Source organism: Biomaibacter acetigenes, from assembly GCF_003691585.1.
GTDB lineage: Bacteria > Bacillota > Thermosediminibacteria > Thermosediminibacterales > Tepidanaerobacteraceae > Biomaibacter > Biomaibacter acetigenes.
Window position 1 is genome coordinate 3,117,271 of record NZ_CP033169.1, and the last position, 15,891, is coordinate 3,133,161.

Consider the following 15,891-nt stretch of genomic DNA (forward strand, 5'->3'; position numbering starts at 1 on the left):
TTTGCATATAAAATCGTAATCAAAAAACAATAAGGGGTGAGTATATGACAACTTTAAAAACAAAGGAGGAGTTGAATTTGGAAAAAAAGCCGTATTCATTAAGTATGCTGGTAGGTGCAGCTTTTCTCATGGCCACATCGGCCATAGGCCCGGGTTTTTTAACACAGACCGCCGTGTTTACTCAGAAATATCTGGCCAGCTTTAGTGCAATAATACTCATCACAATTATAGTAGACATTATAGTCCAGATAAACATATGGCGCATTATTGTGGCTGCGGGCAAGCGCGGTCAGGAAATAGCAAATGATGTCCTGCCGGGCCTCGGCTATTTCATATCGCTCATTGTCATGATAGGGGGAATTGCTTTCAATATAGGAAATATTGCCGGAACCGGCATGGGCTTGAATACCCTTTTCGGTATTGACGCCCGCGTAGGTGCCGCCATTTCCGGCATCATCTGCATACTAATATTCTTATCGAAAGAAATCGGAAACGCCATGGACAGGTTCGCCCAGATCCTGGGCGTTTTGATGATCCTGCTGGCCGTTTATGTGGCCGCGGCAGCGCACCCTCCACTGGCTCAGGCGGCAGTTCAGACCTTTGCCCCGAGCAAATTTGAATTTCTGCCCATGATAACGCTCATAGGTGGATCGGTGGGCGGGTACATCACATTTGCCGGGGGTCACAGGCTGATCGAAGGCAATATGAAAGGCGGCGCAGCGGTGGGAGAAGCCACCAAAAGCGCCACTCTGGGAATTCTGGTGGCGGGCATAATGAGATACGCACTCTTTTTTGGCGCTCTGGGAATAGCCTTGAAGGGTATTAAATTTGATCCGGTAAATCCGGCCGCAACACCCTTTTTAAATGTGGCAGGCACGGTGGGTTACAAGATTTTTGGCCTGGTGCTCTGGTCGGCTGCCGCCACCTCCGTCGTTGGCTGTTCTTTCACTTCCCTTTCTTTTATAAAAACCTTTTTCAAACCGGTAGAAGAACACTTTTCTAAATTCATTATAGGTTTTATAGTCTTTTGTACACTGTTCTTTATACTGGTAGGAAAACCTGTAACCCTCTTGATACTAGCAGGAGCCATAAACGGTTTAATCCTCCCGCTCACTCTGGGTTCCATGCTCCTGGCCTGCAGGAATAAAAAGATAGTGGGTGATTATCATCATCCAACACTGTTAATCGTCCTTGGTATACTGGTCTTCATACTGACGCTGTATGGCGGAATCAGTTCGTTATCAGGTATCAATCAGCTCTTCAAATAGTTAAAAGTCTGGTGAAATTAAACTGGATAATTCGTAAATGGGCTGACCTAAAATCATATTAGGTCAGCCTATTTTTTCACATGTATTTTTAAAGAAAAGAAAAAGAGGGCCTTCCTCATAGAACATCCATTTTATAGCGTCTGTACTAATAATCACAAAATCTTGTAAAAAAGGATATAAGCTTTTTTCGTCGAATTATGATACTAAGGTGATTTTTATGAGCTATAAAATTCTCATAATAGATGATGAGTCTACCATATGCAGCGCATTAAAGCTATCTCTGGAAATTGCAGGTTATAAGGTCAATATAGACTTTTCGGCAAAAGAAGGGCTTTCCCGACTTCGAACCTTTTTACCAGATGTAGTGGTGCTTGACCTCCGCCTTCCCGATATGGATGGTCTTGCCGTTCTTTCAGAAATAAAAGAATTCGATGAAAGCATCATAGTTATTATGATAACGGCTTTCGGGGAGACAAAAACAGCGGTGGAAGCCGTAAAGAGGGGTGCTGTAGACTATCTGGTAAAGCCTTTTGACACAAATGAACTTGAAATTTCAATAAAAAGGGCTTTAAAAGAGAGGTCCCTAAAACATGAAAACGAAATCCTCAGGCAAAGAAGTGAGAAAAGCGAATTTATAACAAAAGATCCCTCTATGCTTGATATTCTTGCAAGACTTGACTCTATAGCTAGAGTAGACTCCAGCGTCCTCATTATCGGTGAAACAGGAACCGGCAAGGAACTCATCGCCGGTTTGATTCACAAAAAAAGTTCCAGGGCATCGGAACCATTTATCACCTTAAATTGCAGCGCTATACCATCCAACCTCTTTGAAAGCGAGCTTTTCGGTCATGAAAAAAATGCGTTCACCGGAGCGTCCGCAAGAAAAAAGGGGCTTCTGGAGCTGGCCGATAAGGGAACTTTTTTTCTTGACGAAATTGGCGAACTGCCTCCCGATCTCCAGGCGAAGCTGTTGAGATTCCTTGAGGATAGATCAATTCGACGCGTTGGAGGCCTTGTCAACATCCCCCTGGATGTCAGAATAATAGCCGCCACCAACAAAAATCTCAAGGAAGAAATAGAAAAAAACAACTTCCGGAGCGACCTTTACTACAGGCTGAATGTGGTCCAAGTAAAAATACCTCCCTTAAGGGAAAGGCCGGACGATATTCCACTGCTGCTGGATTATTACAGGCGGGTATATAACCGTCATTTTAACAAAAATATCTGCGGATTTTCCGAAAAGGCCCTCAAGCTGCTCACAAATTACTCTTGGCCCGGCAATGTCCGGGAGCTTAAGAATATAGTGGAAAGGGCTTTTATTCTGGCCAGGGGTTTAAGGATAACAGAAAGAGAATTGCCCCAGGAATTGACTAAAGGAAAATATATAACACCTCAGATTCCCGATGAAATAGAAAGGTTCATTCCATTGGAAGAACTCGAAAAACAGTATATTGCCACAGCTCTTGACGCAACTCACTGGAATATATCAAAAGCCGCAGAACTGCTGGGGATTAGCCGATTTGCACTGCAGCGCCGGATAAAAAAATATTTTGAGAAATCCCTTTAATTCCACAAAAAACCATTCCGCCAGATTAAAAAAGGGCCCTTTTTGGTGTTTTTCAGACTTAATAAAACACTCGGGGTAAATCCCGAGTGTTAGGAATAAAGATTTTCTTATTTTACTTCTACAGTGGCGCCGACTTCGGTGAGCTTTGCTTTTATCTGCTCTGCCTCTTCCTTGCTGACCTTTTCCTTCACAGGCTTCGGAGCGCCGTCTACCAGGTCTTTGGCTTCCTTGAGGCCAAGGCCTGTAATTTCTCTTACGACCTTGATAACCTTGATCTTTTCTGCACCGGCAGCGGCCAGAATCACGTCAAATTCGGTCTGCTCGGGTGCGGCTTCGGCAGGAGCAGCACCGGCGGCCGGTCCCGCAGCTACGGCCACAGGAGCTGCGGCGGTAACTCCGAATTTATCCTGAAGTTCCTTTACCAGATCGGCCAGTTCAAGTACTGTCATGTTCTCAATAGCGGAAATGATTTCTTCTTTTGTCATTTAAAAATTCCTCCTCATATTTTCTCATTTTGTTTCATTTTTGGTCGGGCAGCTATACCGCCCGCAACAGATATGTCATGACGCTTTTTTGTCCTGTATAGCCTGCAGGGTGTATACCAGATTGCGCAGCGGACCCTGCAGCACGCTCACAATGCCGTAAAGAGGCGCCTGGATGGAACCTACCGCTTTTGCCAGCAGTTCCTCCCTCGGCGGCATCTTGGCCAGGCTTTCCACCATATCCTTGTCGCCGACTTTACCCTCTACCAAACCGGCCTTGATTTCAAGTTCCTTGTGGGTCTTGGCAAAGTCTACGATAACCTTTGCCGGCGCTACCGGATCTGCATAGCTGAAAGCCACAGCCGTGGGGCCTTCCAGGAATTCATCCAAATTATAATCAAAATCTTTTATGGCTATGCGGGTTAGAGTATTCTTTACAACTTTGAATTCCACACCCTGCTCCCGGAGCTTTTTACGCAGCTCCGTAATATCGGCTACATTCAAGCCCCTGTAATCTGTCAAAATGGCAGCTTTGGAACGGCTGAACTTATCCCTTAATTCTTCTACAGCCTTAACTTTTTCCGGTTTTACAGCCACTATTTCACCTCCCTTGAATCCAAATAAATGACAGGACCTCCCTGCAGTTTTACAGAAAGGTCCTGTTCTCAGCATTTTCAAGACACCAGTTTTAAGTCCATAAGCTCTTGCTTCGGCTAAAAACCTTACTTACCTTTCCGCCTCGGCAGGATATTAAGCCATCAGGCACCTGCTGTCTGCAGCGAATGTGTGTATGAAATTAAGCAAAATTTATTTTGTCTCCACCAGTTTTGCTGGATTTATCTTGATTCCCGGTCCCATGGTGCTGGATATAACCACGCTCTTTATATACTGGCCTTTGGCCGCAGCGGGCTTTGCCTTTATAATAGCCTCCATGAGGGTTCTGAAGTTATCCAGCAGTTTTTCGGGGCCGAAAGATTTTTTTCCTATGGGAGCATGAACAATACTTGTTTTATCAACCCTGTATTCGATCTTTCCGGCTTTTATTTCTTTGACTGCTTTGCCCACATCAAAGGTAACCGTGCCTGCCTTGGGGTTTGGCATGAGGCCTTTGGGACCCAGCACTCTTCCCAACTTACCTACGGCACCCATCATATCGGGAGTGGCCACAGCTACATCAAAATCCAGGAAACCGCCTTCTATTTTGGCAATCAAATCTTCGGCGCCTACGTAATCGGCTCCGGCTTCCTCGGCCTCCTTCGCTTTGTCGGCTTTGGCGAACACCAGCACCCTTACCGTTTTACCTGTGCCGTGAGGAAGGGTCACAACGCCCCTGACCTGCTGGTCTGCATGTCTGGGGTCAACACCAAGGCGCACCGAAACTTCTATGGTTTCGTCGAATTTTTTGGTGGCTGTTTTTTCTACCAATTCTATGGCTTCTTTGGGATCATAAAGTTTAGTCCTGTCTACAAGCTTCGCAGCTTCAAGATAACTTTTACCATGTTTTGGCATAATATTTTACCTCCTTGTGGTTTTAGCGGAAAAATCCTCCCACTTTTTAAAAACTTATTCTACTGTAATGCCCATGCTGCGGGCAGTACCTTCAATCATCCTCATGGCGGCTTCCAGGCTGTTGGCATTTAAATCCGCCATTTTAAGCTCGGCTATTTCCTTTATATCCTTTTTGGTAACTTTTGCTACCTTGTTTTTGTTGGGCTCACCGGAACCCTTTTCAATACCTGCAGCCTTTTTCAAGAGCACGGCTGCCGGCGGCGTCTTCAGCACAAAAGTAAAGGACCTGTCCTGATAAACGGTCAGTTCTACGGGAATGATAAGCCCTGCCTGAGAAGCGGTCTTTTCATTGAATTCCTTACAGAAATTCATTATATTTATCCCTGTGGGACCCAGAGCGGGACCTACGGGAGGAGCTGGCGTCGCCTTGCCGGCCGGTATCTGCAGCTTTACCATAGAAATAACTTTTTTAGCCATTTTTACACCTCCTGTAACTTCTTAATGTTATAACTTTTCTATTTGGTTGAATTCAAGTTCAATGGGTGTTTCCCTGCCAAACATAGATATCAAAACCTTCACCTTTTGCCTCTCGGGATTGACTTCTACCACCTTGCCGGCAAAGTTTTCGAAAGGCCCTGATGTAACCTTGACATTCTGGTTTACGGCAATATCTATCTTTGGCTTCGGTTCCTCTATGCCCATCTGCTTTAATATGTTCCTTGCTTCCGATTCCTGAAGGGGGATGGGTTTGGTTCCTGCCCCGACAAAGCCTGTTACTCCCGGCGTGTTTCTTACCACATACCAGGAATCATCGGTAACAATCATCTCTACCAGGACATAACCCGGAAACACCTTGCGCTGAGTAACTTTTTTCTTTCCATTTTTGATTTCCAGCTCTTCTTCCATGGGGACCAGGACCCTGAATATCTTGTCCTGCATTCCCATGGACTCCACTCTCTTTTCCAGGTTAGCCTTTACTTTATTTTCATATCCGGAATACGTATGGACTACATACCAGTTTTTCGATGACATACTTCTTCTCGAGATTCGAAGTTCGAAGCTTAGAGGTTCGAATCAGAAGAAATTTTGCCGGGCAAAATTTCAACTTAATCGAATTTCGAACGTCGAACTTCGAAACAACCTCCTTTATCGGAGAATTAATGATAGCAACTTATAAAGGATAGTATCAGCAATCCATATAATGCCGCTGACAATTACAACCGATACCAGAACCACAATAGTATATGTGGTAAGGTCATTTTTCGTGGGCCATGTAACTTTCTTGAGTTCGGACCTTACTTCTCTGAAAAACTTCTCGGTTTTTTTAATAAAGCTCTCTCCTGCAGCTACCATGTAAACCTCACATCCCCCTAAAGCTTATTTTGTCTCTTTGTGCAGTGTATGTTTTCCACAGTGTTTGCAGTATTTGTTCATTTCCAGACGGTCAGGGTCATTTTTCTTGTTCTTCTGGGTGAAATAGTTCCTCTGCTTGCATTCTGTACATGCCAACACTATATTGACCCTCATGTGCACACCTCCATACTTAATCTTCTATAAGTGCAAGGATTTTTCCTTTATAGTCACTTAAATCAATTTATCATAATTCCTGTTTATTGTCAATAAAGAGCATAAATTTAAGGGGAATCTTTCGATTCCCCTTCTTTTCACTATTTATCGATAATCTCCGTAACAACACCGGCTCCTACTGTCCTGCCGCCTTCCCTGATGGCAAACCTCAGGCCTTCCTCTATGGCTATGGGTGAAATCAACTGGATGTCCATGACTATGTTGTCTCCGGGCATTACCATCTCGGTGCCTTCAGGCAGGGTGATGACTCCGGTGACGTCGGTGGTCCTGAAGTAGAACTGGGGCCTGTAGCCGTTGAAGAAGGGTGTGTGCCTGCCGCCTTCTTCTTTCTTTAAGACGTATACCTGCCCTTTGAAGTGGGTGTGGGGATGGATGCTGCCGGGCTTGGATATGACCATGCCTCTTTCCACTTCGTCTCTGTCTATGCCGCGGAGCAGGGCTCCAATGTTGTCTCCCGCCACTGCTGAATCCAGTAGTTTCCTGAACATTTCTACGCCGGTGACTACGGTCTTTTTCTTTTCGGGGGCAAGACCTACTATTTCTACTTCGTCTCCTACTTTGAGTGTCCCTCTCTCTACTCTGCCGGTTACTACGGTGCCGCGGCCGGTGATGGTGAATACGTCTTCTATGGGCATGAGGAACGGTTTTTCTGTGTCACGTTCGGGAGTGGGAATGTAGCTGTCTACTGCGTCCATGAGGTTCCATATCTTGCCGCACCATTCGCATTCCCTCTTGCCGCAGCCGCATTCCAGTGCTTTTAATGCGGAGCCGGGCACGATGGGTATGTCGTCTCCCGGAAATTCGTAGGATGACAGAAGTTCTCTTATTTCCATTTCTACCAGTTCCAGGAGTTCTGGGTCATCTACCATGTCTATTTTGTTTAAAAATACTACGATGTAGGGCACGCCTACCTGTCTTGCCAGAAGGATGTGTTCTCTTGTCTGGGGCATGGGGCCGTCGGCGGCGGATACTACCAGTATGGCTCCGTCCATCTGGGCGGCTCCTGTTATCATGTTCTTTACGTAGTCGGCGTGGCCCGGGCAGTCTACGTGGGCGTAGTGCCTCTTTTCGGTCTGGTATTCTACGTGGGCTGTGGCTATGGTGATTCCGCGCTCCCTTTCTTCGGGGGCTTTGTCTATCTGGTCAAAGGGTACGAAGTCCGATAGCCCGCTGTTGGCCAGCACTTTTGTGATGGCTGCTGTGAGGGTGGTTTTGCCATGGTCTACGTGACCTATGGTTCCAATGTTTACATGGGGTTTTGTCCTTTCATATTTTTGCTTTGCCATTTTTATCCTCCTTGATATGTAAAAATATAAAACGTAATAACTCGTCCATATTATAACCAAATAAAATAAAATTTTCAAATATCTCTGCTTTAAAAATGGAGCCCACGACCGGGATTGAACCGGTGACCTCCGCCTTACCAAGGCGACGCTCTGCCAACTGAGCTACGTGGGCACTGGTGGCGGGGGCTGGATTTGAACCAGCGGCCTCCGGGTTATGAGCCCGACGAGCTACCAGACTGCTCCACCCCGCGTTGTTATGAAGTGTGATGTGTGAGGTTTGAGGTGTGACTAAGTAAATTTGCCGAAGGCAAATTTTTCACTTCCCACTACGCACATCTCACTTCGAACTTCTCAATGGAGCGGGAAACGGGATTCGAACCCGCGACATTCAGCTTGGAAGGCTGACGCTCTAGCCAGCTGAGCTATTCCCGCACATTGTGAGGTGTGATGTGGGAGGTTGGAGGTGTGATTCGCTGGAATTTACCGGAACCAAATTCTTTCTAATCCCACATCTCACACCGCACTTCTCACATCTCATTAGTTGGTGGAGAGAGGTGGATTCGAACCACCGAAGGCATCGCCAGCAGATTTACAGTCTGCCCCCTTTGGCCAGCTCGGGAATCTCTCCACACCTTTTATATTATAAAGGGAAAAAAGGCTTTGGTCAATAGCAAATTATGTTTTTATATCAATTTACTTCTCTTACCTCCAGATATTTCTCAAGTTTTCTCTTTACCCTCTGCAGGGCGTTGTCTATGGATTTGACATGCCTTTTCAGGTCTTTTGCAATCTCTTGATAGGATTTGCCGCCGAGGTAAGACATCAAAACCTGCCACTCAAGCTTGCTCAGGATTTGCCCCATCTTGCCTTCGATATCCTCAAACTCCTCCCTGCTTATGATGAGCTCTTCGGGGTCCGAAATCTTGACTCCAGAAAGAATATCCAGCAGCGTTCTGTCGGAATCTTCGTCATATATGGGTTTATTCAAAGAAACATACGAATTTAATGGAATGTGCTTTTGACGGGTCGCGGTCTTTATGGCCGTTATTATCTGTCTGGTAATACACAATTCCGCAAAGGCCCTGAATGAGGAAAGTTTCTCGGGGTTAAAATCCCTTATTGCCTTGTACAGTCCTATCATGCCCTCCTGAATTATGTCTTCCCTGTCCGCACCAATCAAAAAATAAGACCTGGCTTTAGATTTTACAAAATTCTTATACTTGTTGATAAGATATTCCAGCGCTTCATGACTGCCATTAATGGCTTCACATACCACCTCTTCGTCCAGCATGTCTTCGAAGCATGCAAAATCCTCTTTCGGAAGCCCGACATTCAATACAATCGCCCCCATATAATATTAAAAACCAACAAGAGCTCTTCACTAATTATATCTCATTATGCATTCCTCCGCCTACCCCATAGGAATACCCTTGAAAAGGAGGTGTGTCCCCTAACCTATTATAGCTCATTATGCAAAATGTAGTCAAGCTTGTGGTATTGCGATATTACCCATTCTGCCTCATGTTTTTCTCTATAATTTCCCATATCCTGGGATCCACCCGGTCGCCAATGGTCTGTTTCTCGTTTTTGTCTTTTTTCTCCCTGGCCCGCCGTTTGTCGACAATATCCTTTACTTCTCTATACAAATCCCTGGCAGAGATGCGTATAGCACCCCGACCCATGACTATCTGTTGTTCAATCCAATCGGAGGTGGCCACCCTGACTTTTTCCTGCCGGCCCAGGAGATCTGCCATTTTCTCTATATAATGGTCTGCCGTTTCCCCCTCCTTTGTAAAAACCACCTGTACTCCATTTTTTACATATTGTACACGCCGGCTTTTTTCAACCTGGTGGGCATCAAACACCACTATGACCTCAACACCCGTATGTCCGGCATAATCGGCCATTATATCCAGAAGCTTTTCCCTGGCGGCTTCGAGGCTGGTATTTTTTGCTTCGTCGAGTTCCGGCCACGCATTGATGATGTTATAACCATCAACCAGGAGGTATTCTTCATGATTTCCCGGCATTTTTTGATAACCTCTGTCTTATGATGTCATATCCCAGTATAGACGCGGCTACAGCGGCATTCAGCGAACCGATATGGCCTTTCATGGGTATGCGGATAAGCATATCACACTTTTCCCGGATGAGTCTGCCCAGACCTTTATCCTCGCCGCCAATAACAAGAGCAATGGGCCCCGTCAAATCAACATCAAAGCAGTCTCTACCCTCCGCATCGGCACCCATCACCCACAGACCCTTGTTTTTCAGGTCTTCAAGGGTAGAAGCGATATTAGTTACCCGTGCAATTTTCATGTATTCGGCTGCTCCTGCCGATACTTTAACCACGGAAGGGGTTATCCCGCAGGCCCTGTTTTTAGATATAATTATTCCATGGACCCCAAAGCAGTCAGCCGTGCGGATGATGCTGCCAAAGTTCTGAGGGTCAGTAAGCTCATTTAAAACCATTATAAAAGGGTCTTCCTTTAAACTGTCAGCATGATTTAAAATATCATCCACTTCCACATATTCTCTCGGCGAAACAGCGGCGCATATTCCCTGATGGCCTGAAGTCCTCACCATGGCATAAAAGGCATCAGCATCAACCTCCTGAAGCGGAATGCCCTTTTCCCTGGCCAGTTCCATTATCCTGAAAATGACGCCGTGTCGTTCCCCCTTTTTTAAATAAATTTTATATATGGGCCTTCCTGCAAGGATGGCTTCCATTACGGCATTGCGGCCCTCAATCTGATCTTTTCGAATATGGATCACTCCTTGAAATTTTTCATCACCTGCTATTAAACTTATGTTATAATCATAAAAAGAGTTTGTACCAATAATATTTTAATTTTCCAAAAAAGTCAAGGAGGTTCTCTATGAAAGTAACTATTTTGACTCATACACCCGAACCGGAAAAAACCGTGGCGGCCGCTGCCCGCCTGTGTTATTCCAATATCAGCGCATCTGAAATTATGGAAAATCTTTCCGAAGAAAAAGCATCTTCTTTTATCAAAAAATTGATGGATATGGGGCACATGTCTCCCACAGAACATGTAAGTTTTACCTTCGCTGTGGACGGAGTGAGCCGAACACTGCTCGCCCAGCTTACCCGCCACCGCATAGCCTCGTATTCGGTGCAAAGCCTCAGATATAACAACCCCTTCAAGAGCGAAATAGCCGACCCCCGGGAAGAGGAAGAAAATGAATCCCGCCATCTGGCATACCTTGAAGGTCTTGCTTTTGCCTGGAACTCCTGCGGTCAAAAAAGCAGATTCTTTACGGAGTCGATGGAAAAGCACAATATAAAGGGACTTTCCCTCGAAAAAATCTCTAAAAACCTTCTTTCACCATATTTCCGTGGAATATTTGACGGCGCAGGAATTCTAGAAGAAGGTCCGGATTTATCAATAGCCTTCCCCAGAAATTTTGATGCCGTTTTAAACAAGTCCTCTTTTAATATTACTCCCGAAGCAGAAAAAATATTAATAAAAAATGAAGATGCGGTAAATTTTTGCCTTTTTATATATGAAAATCTGGATTTTGCCTCTCAAAACTTCTGTCGAGAAAAATTAACAGCTCTTTGTCAAAAATCCCGGGATTTTTATAAAGCCTTTCTTAAAGCAGCAGAAAGTTACATCGACGGCCGCTACTACTCCACCCTCCCTGAAAGCATTGCAAAAAATCCTGAAGCAGTCCTTACATACATAAATGGGCTGGAATCCTGCAAGAAAAATTATCTGGAGCTTGTTAAAATGGGTGTAGAGCAGGAAGATGCCAGGTATATCCTGCCCATGGGCACCCAGACCAGGCTGGTGATGACCATGAATGTACGGAGCCTCTATAATTTCTTTCACCTGCGCTGCTGCAGGAGAGCCCAGAGCGAGATAAGGCACCTGGCGAATCTCATGCTGGCGGAAGTTAAAAAAATAGCCCCCGGCCTTTTTGAAAAGGCGGGAGCTCCCTGTGAAGCCACGGGCTTCTGCCCGGAGGGTAAATTTAGCTGCGGAAGGTATCCCGCTCAGCGGCCGGAGGCCAGAGGTCAGAGGTGAGAGGTCGGGCATAAACTGAGGCCGCAAGTCGGAAATCGGAGATCATATCGCCAGGCCGGAAGTCACAAGTGGGAATTCAACGAATTTAAGATTGGTTGTGGTGTAAAAACACGTCGATGGTGGTTCGTGACGGCCAAAGGCACCGTAGAGTGAAGCCAAAGACGTTCTTAAGCTCGAAACGAGTGGAACAGGGCCGGCATGCACATTCGGAAGCCGGATATTGGAGGTCAGATTAAGTTGGATTTGCCGAAAAGGCAAATCCTTCAATTCCGACTTCCGACTTCTGGCCTCCGACCTCTGAAAGGATCAGGTGCCAGGCCGTCACAACCACCGAAAGCGACTTTTTACGCCAGAATCAAGATTTGTAAATCCCTACTTAATCTGTTATCCGGCCTCCGGCATCTGATATGGGGGAAGACAAAAGTTTGAACGATGCCATCAGTATCTTATTGAGCCTTTCATTCTGACCTGTCAGGTACAGGTACCCCAGCAGAGCCTCGAATCCGGTACTGTAGTGATAATCCATGATATCCGCATTTTTCGGCACCGTGTTCACTTTTGTATTGCGGGCAACTCTCACGATATTTTTCTCTATGTCGGTAAGATACCCCTCTATCTTTCTCAATATATCTGCCTGAGCCGAGGCTTTCACAAACTTTATGGAATCCCGGTGGAGATCCCTCACCTTCTTGCCGCTGCCCACCAGCATAGTCCTCACAAACAGGTTGAATACTGCATCCCCCACAAAGGCCAGCGCCAGCGAGGAGAGAGAAGCCGCATCGACAGGCTTGCTTCCGGGTATTTCACCATCATTATTCATCTTCAGTTCACTCCACTTAATTTCTATTTTTGTGTGATGAATGGTGTGAGTCAGGTGACGGTTCTCTGACTCACTTCCCATATGAGTCAGTTGACGGTTCTCTGACTCACTTCCCAAGGTTTCTATGATAGAAATTTGGCAGAGCCAAATTTCTACTTAATCACACTTCTAACTTCCCACCTCTCACCTCTAATTCTGGCGCTTCCAGCGCACCCCAGCCGGTGTATCCTCCAGTATGATACCCTTTTCCTTCAGTTCATCCCTGATTTTGTCAGCCAGTGCGAAATTCCTGGCCTTCCGGGCCTGCTGCCTTTCTTCTATCTTCCGCTGTATCTCTTCATCCAGCAGTTCACCCTGCTTGAATTTGCCGAAGAATCCCAGAACCTTCCCCAGCTCTAACAAGAGCTCTATGGTTTTTATGATAACTTTGCGGGATGAGTTTTCATTTATGTTCACATTGAACTCCCGAACCATGTCAAAGAGGGCCGCTATAGCATCGGCGGTGTTGAAATCATCATCCATAGCTTCAATAAATTTTTCTTTGTTTTGCTGCTGTATCTTTAAATATTGTTCCTCTCCAGCAGTGGGCTCTTTATCGACCGCCGTCTTCTCCAGGTGTTCCATGGTATAAAGAGCATTATACAGGCGCTCCAGGGCGCTTCGAGCCTGCTGCATGAAGTCTTCGCTAAAGTTTATTGGGCTCCTGTAATGGGAAGACAGCATGAAAAACCTGAGCACTTCGGGGTCGTATTTTTTCAGGATATCCCTCACCGTGAAGAAATTGCCCAGGGATTTGGACATCTTCTGGTTGTTGATATTGAGATACCCCACATGCATGAAATATTTTGCAAAGGGCTTGCCCGTAGCCGCTTCGCTCTGGGCTATCTCATTTTCATGGTGGGGGAATATGAGGTCAGGCCCTCCCCCGTGGATGTCGATGGTCTCTCCCAGGTATTTCATGGCCATCACCGAGCACTCGATATGCCAACCGGGCCTGCCTTCGCCCCAGGGGCTTTCCCATGCCGGTTCTCCCGGCTTTTTGGCCTTCCACAGGGCAAAATCCATGGGGTCTTTCTTCTTCTCGCCGGGTTCTATCCTGGCACCGGCCTCCAGCTCATCCGGGTTTTGGTGGGAAAGCTTGCCGTAATCCCTGAACTTTCGGGCTTCATAATACACATCCCCATCCACCTCGTAGGCATAACCTTTATCCTCCAATATCTTGATGATATCTATAATATCCCCTATGTGTTCGGTGGCCCGAGGGTGGACATCGGCCCTCTTTATGCCCAGCGCATCGGCATCGGTAAAATACTCCTTTATAAACCGGTCTCCCAGTTCCCTGACAGTAATGCCCTCTTCGTTTGCCCTTTTTATCATTTTATCGTCAATATCGGTGAAATTCTGTACAAATTTCACATCATACCCCCGGAACTTGAGGTAATTTCTCACCATGTCAAAGGTGATGAAAACCCTGGCATTGCCCACATGGAAAAAATCATAGACTGTGGGGCCGCAGGTATAGATATTTACCTTATTTCCGGAGAGCGGGGCAAACTCCTCCTTTTTACGACTGAGGGTGTTGAATATTTTTATCAAACCTGTTTTCCTCCTTCTAATTTTGAAATGCGCGTTTCCAGGTCCTCTATCTTTTTCTGCAAACATCTCATCATGTCAGCCACCGGATCCGGCAGAAGATGGTGGTTTAAATCCACCCTGGTAAAGTCGGCTTCGCTGTAATCCACCTTTTCCCTGACCACCGCCTTGCCCGGAACTCCCACCACGGTGGAATTTGGCGGCACATCCTTTAAAACCACGGCTCCGGCGCCTATCTTTGCATTGTCGCCTATTTTCAGGGGACCCAGGATTTTTGCTCCGGACCCCACCACAATATTATTCCCCAGAGTAGGATGGCGCTTTCCCTTTTCCTTGCCGGTGCCTCCCAGGGTCACACCCTGGTATAGAGTAACATTGTCCCCAATTTCTGTGGTTTCGCCGATGACCACCCCCATACCGTGGTCTATGAAAAATCCCTTGCCAATCCTGGCTCCCGGGTGGATCTCTATTCCGGTGATAAACCTGTTTATCTGGGATATTATCCTGGCAATAAGCAAAAGATTTCTTTTATAAAACCAATGGGCTATTCGGTGCATCACTATGGCATGAAAGCCGGGATAACAGAGGATAACCTCTATTACGCTCTTTGCAGCAGGGTCCCGCTCGAAAACCACCTTAATATCCTCTTTAATAGTATTTAACATATTCATTCCCCCTTTTACATTTTAGGATGCTTTCGTGCGGCAATTAAAAAGGCCTTTCACCTTTTCAGAGGCGAAAGGCCCGCGGTCCCACTCTGGTTTATCGCTTTCCTGTTAACGGCAGTGCCGCAAAACCTCTACTTTATTCGAGGCCTGAGCTCCGGGGCGCAATTTCAGTCTCGTCTTCCTTAAAACCGCTTTCAGCCGGTGACGGTTTCTCTCTTAAAGGAGTGTCGAGCCTACTTTCCCCATCAACGCTTATTTCCTACTAAAATTATTGATTTTATTTTATTAAAATTTTTCTTCAAAGTCAAGTCCCGGCAAGTCACTAATATGCATACAGTTTTCCGTAAGGCCTGCTGCTCCTGGGTGAAAGCCTGACAAAGGGGGATGCCATGATATCGTCGATCCTGGTGATGCCGAAATGCCTGCAAAATTCCTCAACTTCTCCTTTGATTTCGGCCTTTTCCTCATCAGTAACCTCTTCCACCGCCACATCCTTACCTATCTGGTTTTTGTTGACGCCCCCCCGGATATATATGACGCCGCCGTGCATGCCTGTGGCAATATACCTGCCGGCCACCGGATCTTTTTCCCTTTTAAATATGCCCAGCAGTATGAGCTTTCCTCCAGCCATGTATTCTCCCAGGAAGTCCCCGGCCTTACCTCCCACCACCATGACCGGGCATTGATCCTGGTACGCCTTCATGTGGATGCCTGCCCGGTATCCTACGCTTCCTTTGATAAAATCTTACCGGTCCTCATGGAAAGCCCTACCACATTGCCCGCATCGCCATGGATGACTATGCTGCCGCTGTTCATGGTGTTTCCTATATCATCCTGACCGCTGCCGAACACATTAATCTTCGGGCCGTCCATGAAGGCCCCCAGGTCGCTGCCGGGGGTGCCGTAGATATTGAGGGTAACCTCCCGGTCTAGCCCTGTGCCGATGTACCTCTGGCCCAGCACATTCACCAGATCTATTTCATCTACGCCCTTGGATACCGCATCATGAATCCTCTCATTGAGCTCCCGGTAATTCAGTCCCTTGGCATCAATCTTCAT

Annotated in this window: 17 protein-coding genes, 4 tRNA genes, 2 pseudogenes and 1 other annotated feature; of the genes and pseudogenes, 4 read left to right on the forward strand and 19 right to left on the reverse strand. The window is 46.4% G+C overall.

The genetic code is table 11. The annotated features are described in order from the left end of the window. Nucleotides 1–77: 77 nt before the first annotated feature. Together D2962_RS15935 and D2962_RS15940 are read left to right on the forward strand one after the other, a co-directional pair. The gene (locus D2962_RS15935; RefSeq protein WP_222927590.1) at nt 78–1,268 is read left to right on the forward strand and encodes an NRAMP family divalent metal transporter; all 1,191 of its coding nucleotides are present in this window, start codon (nt 78–80) and stop codon (nt 1,266–1,268) included. Nucleotides 1,269–1,485: 217 nt separating this feature from the next. Beyond that, nucleotides 1,486–2,835 carry a sigma-54-dependent transcriptional regulator gene (locus D2962_RS15940; protein ID WP_120767348.1) on the forward strand — a complete coding sequence of 450 codons (1,350 nt, stop codon included), beginning with the start codon at nt 1,486–1,488 and terminating at the stop codon, nt 2,833–2,835. A gap of 107 nt (nt 2,836–2,942) precedes the next feature. Here D2962_RS15940 and rplL read toward each other — a convergent pair whose 3' ends face one another. From rplL to rlmB, 15 genes are all read right to left on the reverse strand, one after another. Further along, a complete protein-coding gene (gene rplL / locus D2962_RS15945; RefSeq protein WP_120767349.1) occupies nt 2,943–3,320 on the reverse strand; it encodes a 50S ribosomal protein L7/L12 in 378 nt (125 codons plus the stop codon). A 75-nt stretch (nt 3,321–3,395) separates the two neighbouring features. After that, nucleotides 3,396–3,914 (reverse strand): 50S ribosomal protein L10, encoded by a 519-nt coding sequence (rplJ, locus tag D2962_RS15950; protein ID WP_120767350.1) that lies wholly within the window; start codon nt 3,912–3,914, stop codon nt 3,396–3,398. Between the two features lie 21 nt (nt 3,915–3,935). Beyond that, nucleotides 3,936–4,114 (reverse strand) — a sequence feature (ribosomal protein L10 leader region). A gap of 10 nt (nt 4,115–4,124) precedes the next feature. Then, a complete protein-coding gene (gene rplA, locus D2962_RS15955) occupies nt 4,125–4,826 on the reverse strand; it encodes a 50S ribosomal protein L1 (RefSeq protein ID WP_120767351.1) in 702 nt (233 codons plus the stop codon). A gap of 54 nt (nt 4,827–4,880) precedes the next feature. Further along, complete coding sequence (gene rplK, locus D2962_RS15960; protein ID WP_120767352.1) at nt 4,881–5,303, reverse strand: 50S ribosomal protein L11; 423 nt, start codon at nt 5,301–5,303, stop codon at nt 4,881–4,883. A gap of 27 nt (nt 5,304–5,330) precedes the next feature. After that, nucleotides 5,331–5,858 carry a transcription termination/antitermination protein NusG gene (gene nusG, locus D2962_RS15965; protein WP_120767353.1) on the reverse strand — a complete coding sequence of 176 codons (528 nt, stop codon included), beginning with the start codon at nt 5,856–5,858 and terminating at the stop codon, nt 5,331–5,333. A gap of 114 nt (nt 5,859–5,972) precedes the next feature. Beyond that, the gene (secE, locus tag D2962_RS15970; RefSeq protein ID WP_120767354.1) at nt 5,973–6,179 is read right to left on the reverse strand and encodes a preprotein translocase subunit SecE; all 207 of its coding nucleotides are present in this window, start codon (nt 6,177–6,179) and stop codon (nt 5,973–5,975) included. A 24-nt stretch (nt 6,180–6,203) separates the two neighbouring features. Beyond that, the gene (gene rpmG / locus D2962_RS15975) at nt 6,204–6,353 is read right to left on the reverse strand and encodes a 50S ribosomal protein L33 (RefSeq protein ID WP_120767355.1); all 150 of its coding nucleotides are present in this window, start codon (nt 6,351–6,353) and stop codon (nt 6,204–6,206) included. 140 nt (nt 6,354–6,493) lie between these two features. Then, nucleotides 6,494–7,699 (reverse strand): elongation factor Tu, encoded by a 1,206-nt coding sequence (tuf, locus tag D2962_RS15980; RefSeq protein WP_122013879.1) that lies wholly within the window; start codon nt 7,697–7,699, stop codon nt 6,494–6,496. A gap of 96 nt (nt 7,700–7,795) precedes the next feature. Further along, nucleotides 7,796–7,871: transfer RNA gene (locus D2962_RS15985), tRNA-Thr, on the reverse strand. 2 nt (nt 7,872–7,873) lie between these two features. Further along, nucleotides 7,874–7,950 (reverse strand) — tRNA-Met (locus D2962_RS15990). A 104-nt stretch (nt 7,951–8,054) separates the two neighbouring features. Continuing rightward, nucleotides 8,055–8,131, reverse strand: a tRNA-Gly gene (locus D2962_RS15995). A gap of 110 nt (nt 8,132–8,241) precedes the next feature. Next, nucleotides 8,242–8,327 (reverse strand) — tRNA-Tyr (locus D2962_RS16000). Between the two features lie 60 nt (nt 8,328–8,387). Continuing rightward, nucleotides 8,388–9,035, reverse strand: a complete 648-nt coding sequence (gene sigH / locus D2962_RS16005) for an RNA polymerase sporulation sigma factor SigH (RefSeq protein ID WP_120765921.1) — start codon at nt 9,033–9,035, stop codon at nt 8,388–8,390. Nucleotides 9,036–9,204: 169 nt separating this feature from the next. Continuing rightward, nucleotides 9,205–9,729, reverse strand: a complete 525-nt coding sequence (locus D2962_RS16010; RefSeq protein ID WP_120765922.1) for an NYN domain-containing protein — start codon at nt 9,727–9,729, stop codon at nt 9,205–9,207. Then, nucleotides 9,713–10,474 (reverse strand): 23S rRNA (guanosine(2251)-2'-O)-methyltransferase RlmB, encoded by a 762-nt coding sequence (gene rlmB, locus D2962_RS16015; protein WP_281273699.1) that lies wholly within the window; start codon nt 10,472–10,474, stop codon nt 9,713–9,715. Before rlmB ends, D2962_RS16010 begins: the two co-directional genes overlap by 17 nt. A 104-nt stretch (nt 10,475–10,578) precedes the next feature. Between rlmB and thyX the strand changes: the two are divergent. Together thyX and D2962_RS16020 are read left to right on the forward strand one after the other, a co-directional pair. Then, nucleotides 10,579–10,855, forward strand: a pseudogene (gene thyX, locus D2962_RS19755) (FAD-dependent thymidylate synthase); the annotation flags it as partial. Continuing rightward, a complete protein-coding gene (locus tag D2962_RS16020; RefSeq protein WP_425456636.1) occupies nt 10,837–11,751 on the forward strand; it encodes an FAD-dependent thymidylate synthase in 915 nt (304 codons plus the stop codon). The pseudogene thyX and the gene D2962_RS16020, both read left to right, overlap by 19 nt. Nucleotides 11,752–12,127: 376 nt before the next feature. Here the strand turns inward: D2962_RS16020 and D2962_RS16025 are convergent, their stop codons facing one another. The 4 genes and pseudogenes from D2962_RS16025 to D2962_RS19760 all read right to left on the reverse strand — a co-directional run bounded on the left by D2962_RS16025 (nt 12,128) and on the right by D2962_RS19760 (nt 15,891). Then, nucleotides 12,128–12,571, reverse strand: coding sequence for a Mini-ribonuclease 3 (locus D2962_RS16025; RefSeq protein ID WP_120765924.1), 444 nt, complete (start codon nt 12,569–12,571; stop codon nt 12,128–12,130). 189 nt (nt 12,572–12,760) lie between these two features. Next, complete coding sequence (gene cysS, locus D2962_RS16030) at nt 12,761–14,164, reverse strand: cysteine--tRNA ligase (RefSeq protein ID WP_122015824.1); 1,404 nt, start codon at nt 14,162–14,164, stop codon at nt 12,761–12,763. Then, nucleotides 14,164–14,829 carry a serine O-acetyltransferase gene (gene cysE / locus D2962_RS16035; RefSeq protein WP_122015563.1) on the reverse strand — a complete coding sequence of 222 codons (666 nt, stop codon included), beginning with the start codon at nt 14,827–14,829 and terminating at the stop codon, nt 14,164–14,166. The genes cysS and cysE overlap by 1 nt, the downstream gene beginning before the upstream one ends. 325 nt (nt 14,830–15,154) lie before the next feature. After that, a pseudogene (locus D2962_RS19760) lies at nt 15,155–15,891 on the reverse strand (GltB/FmdC/FwdC-like GXGXG domain-containing protein).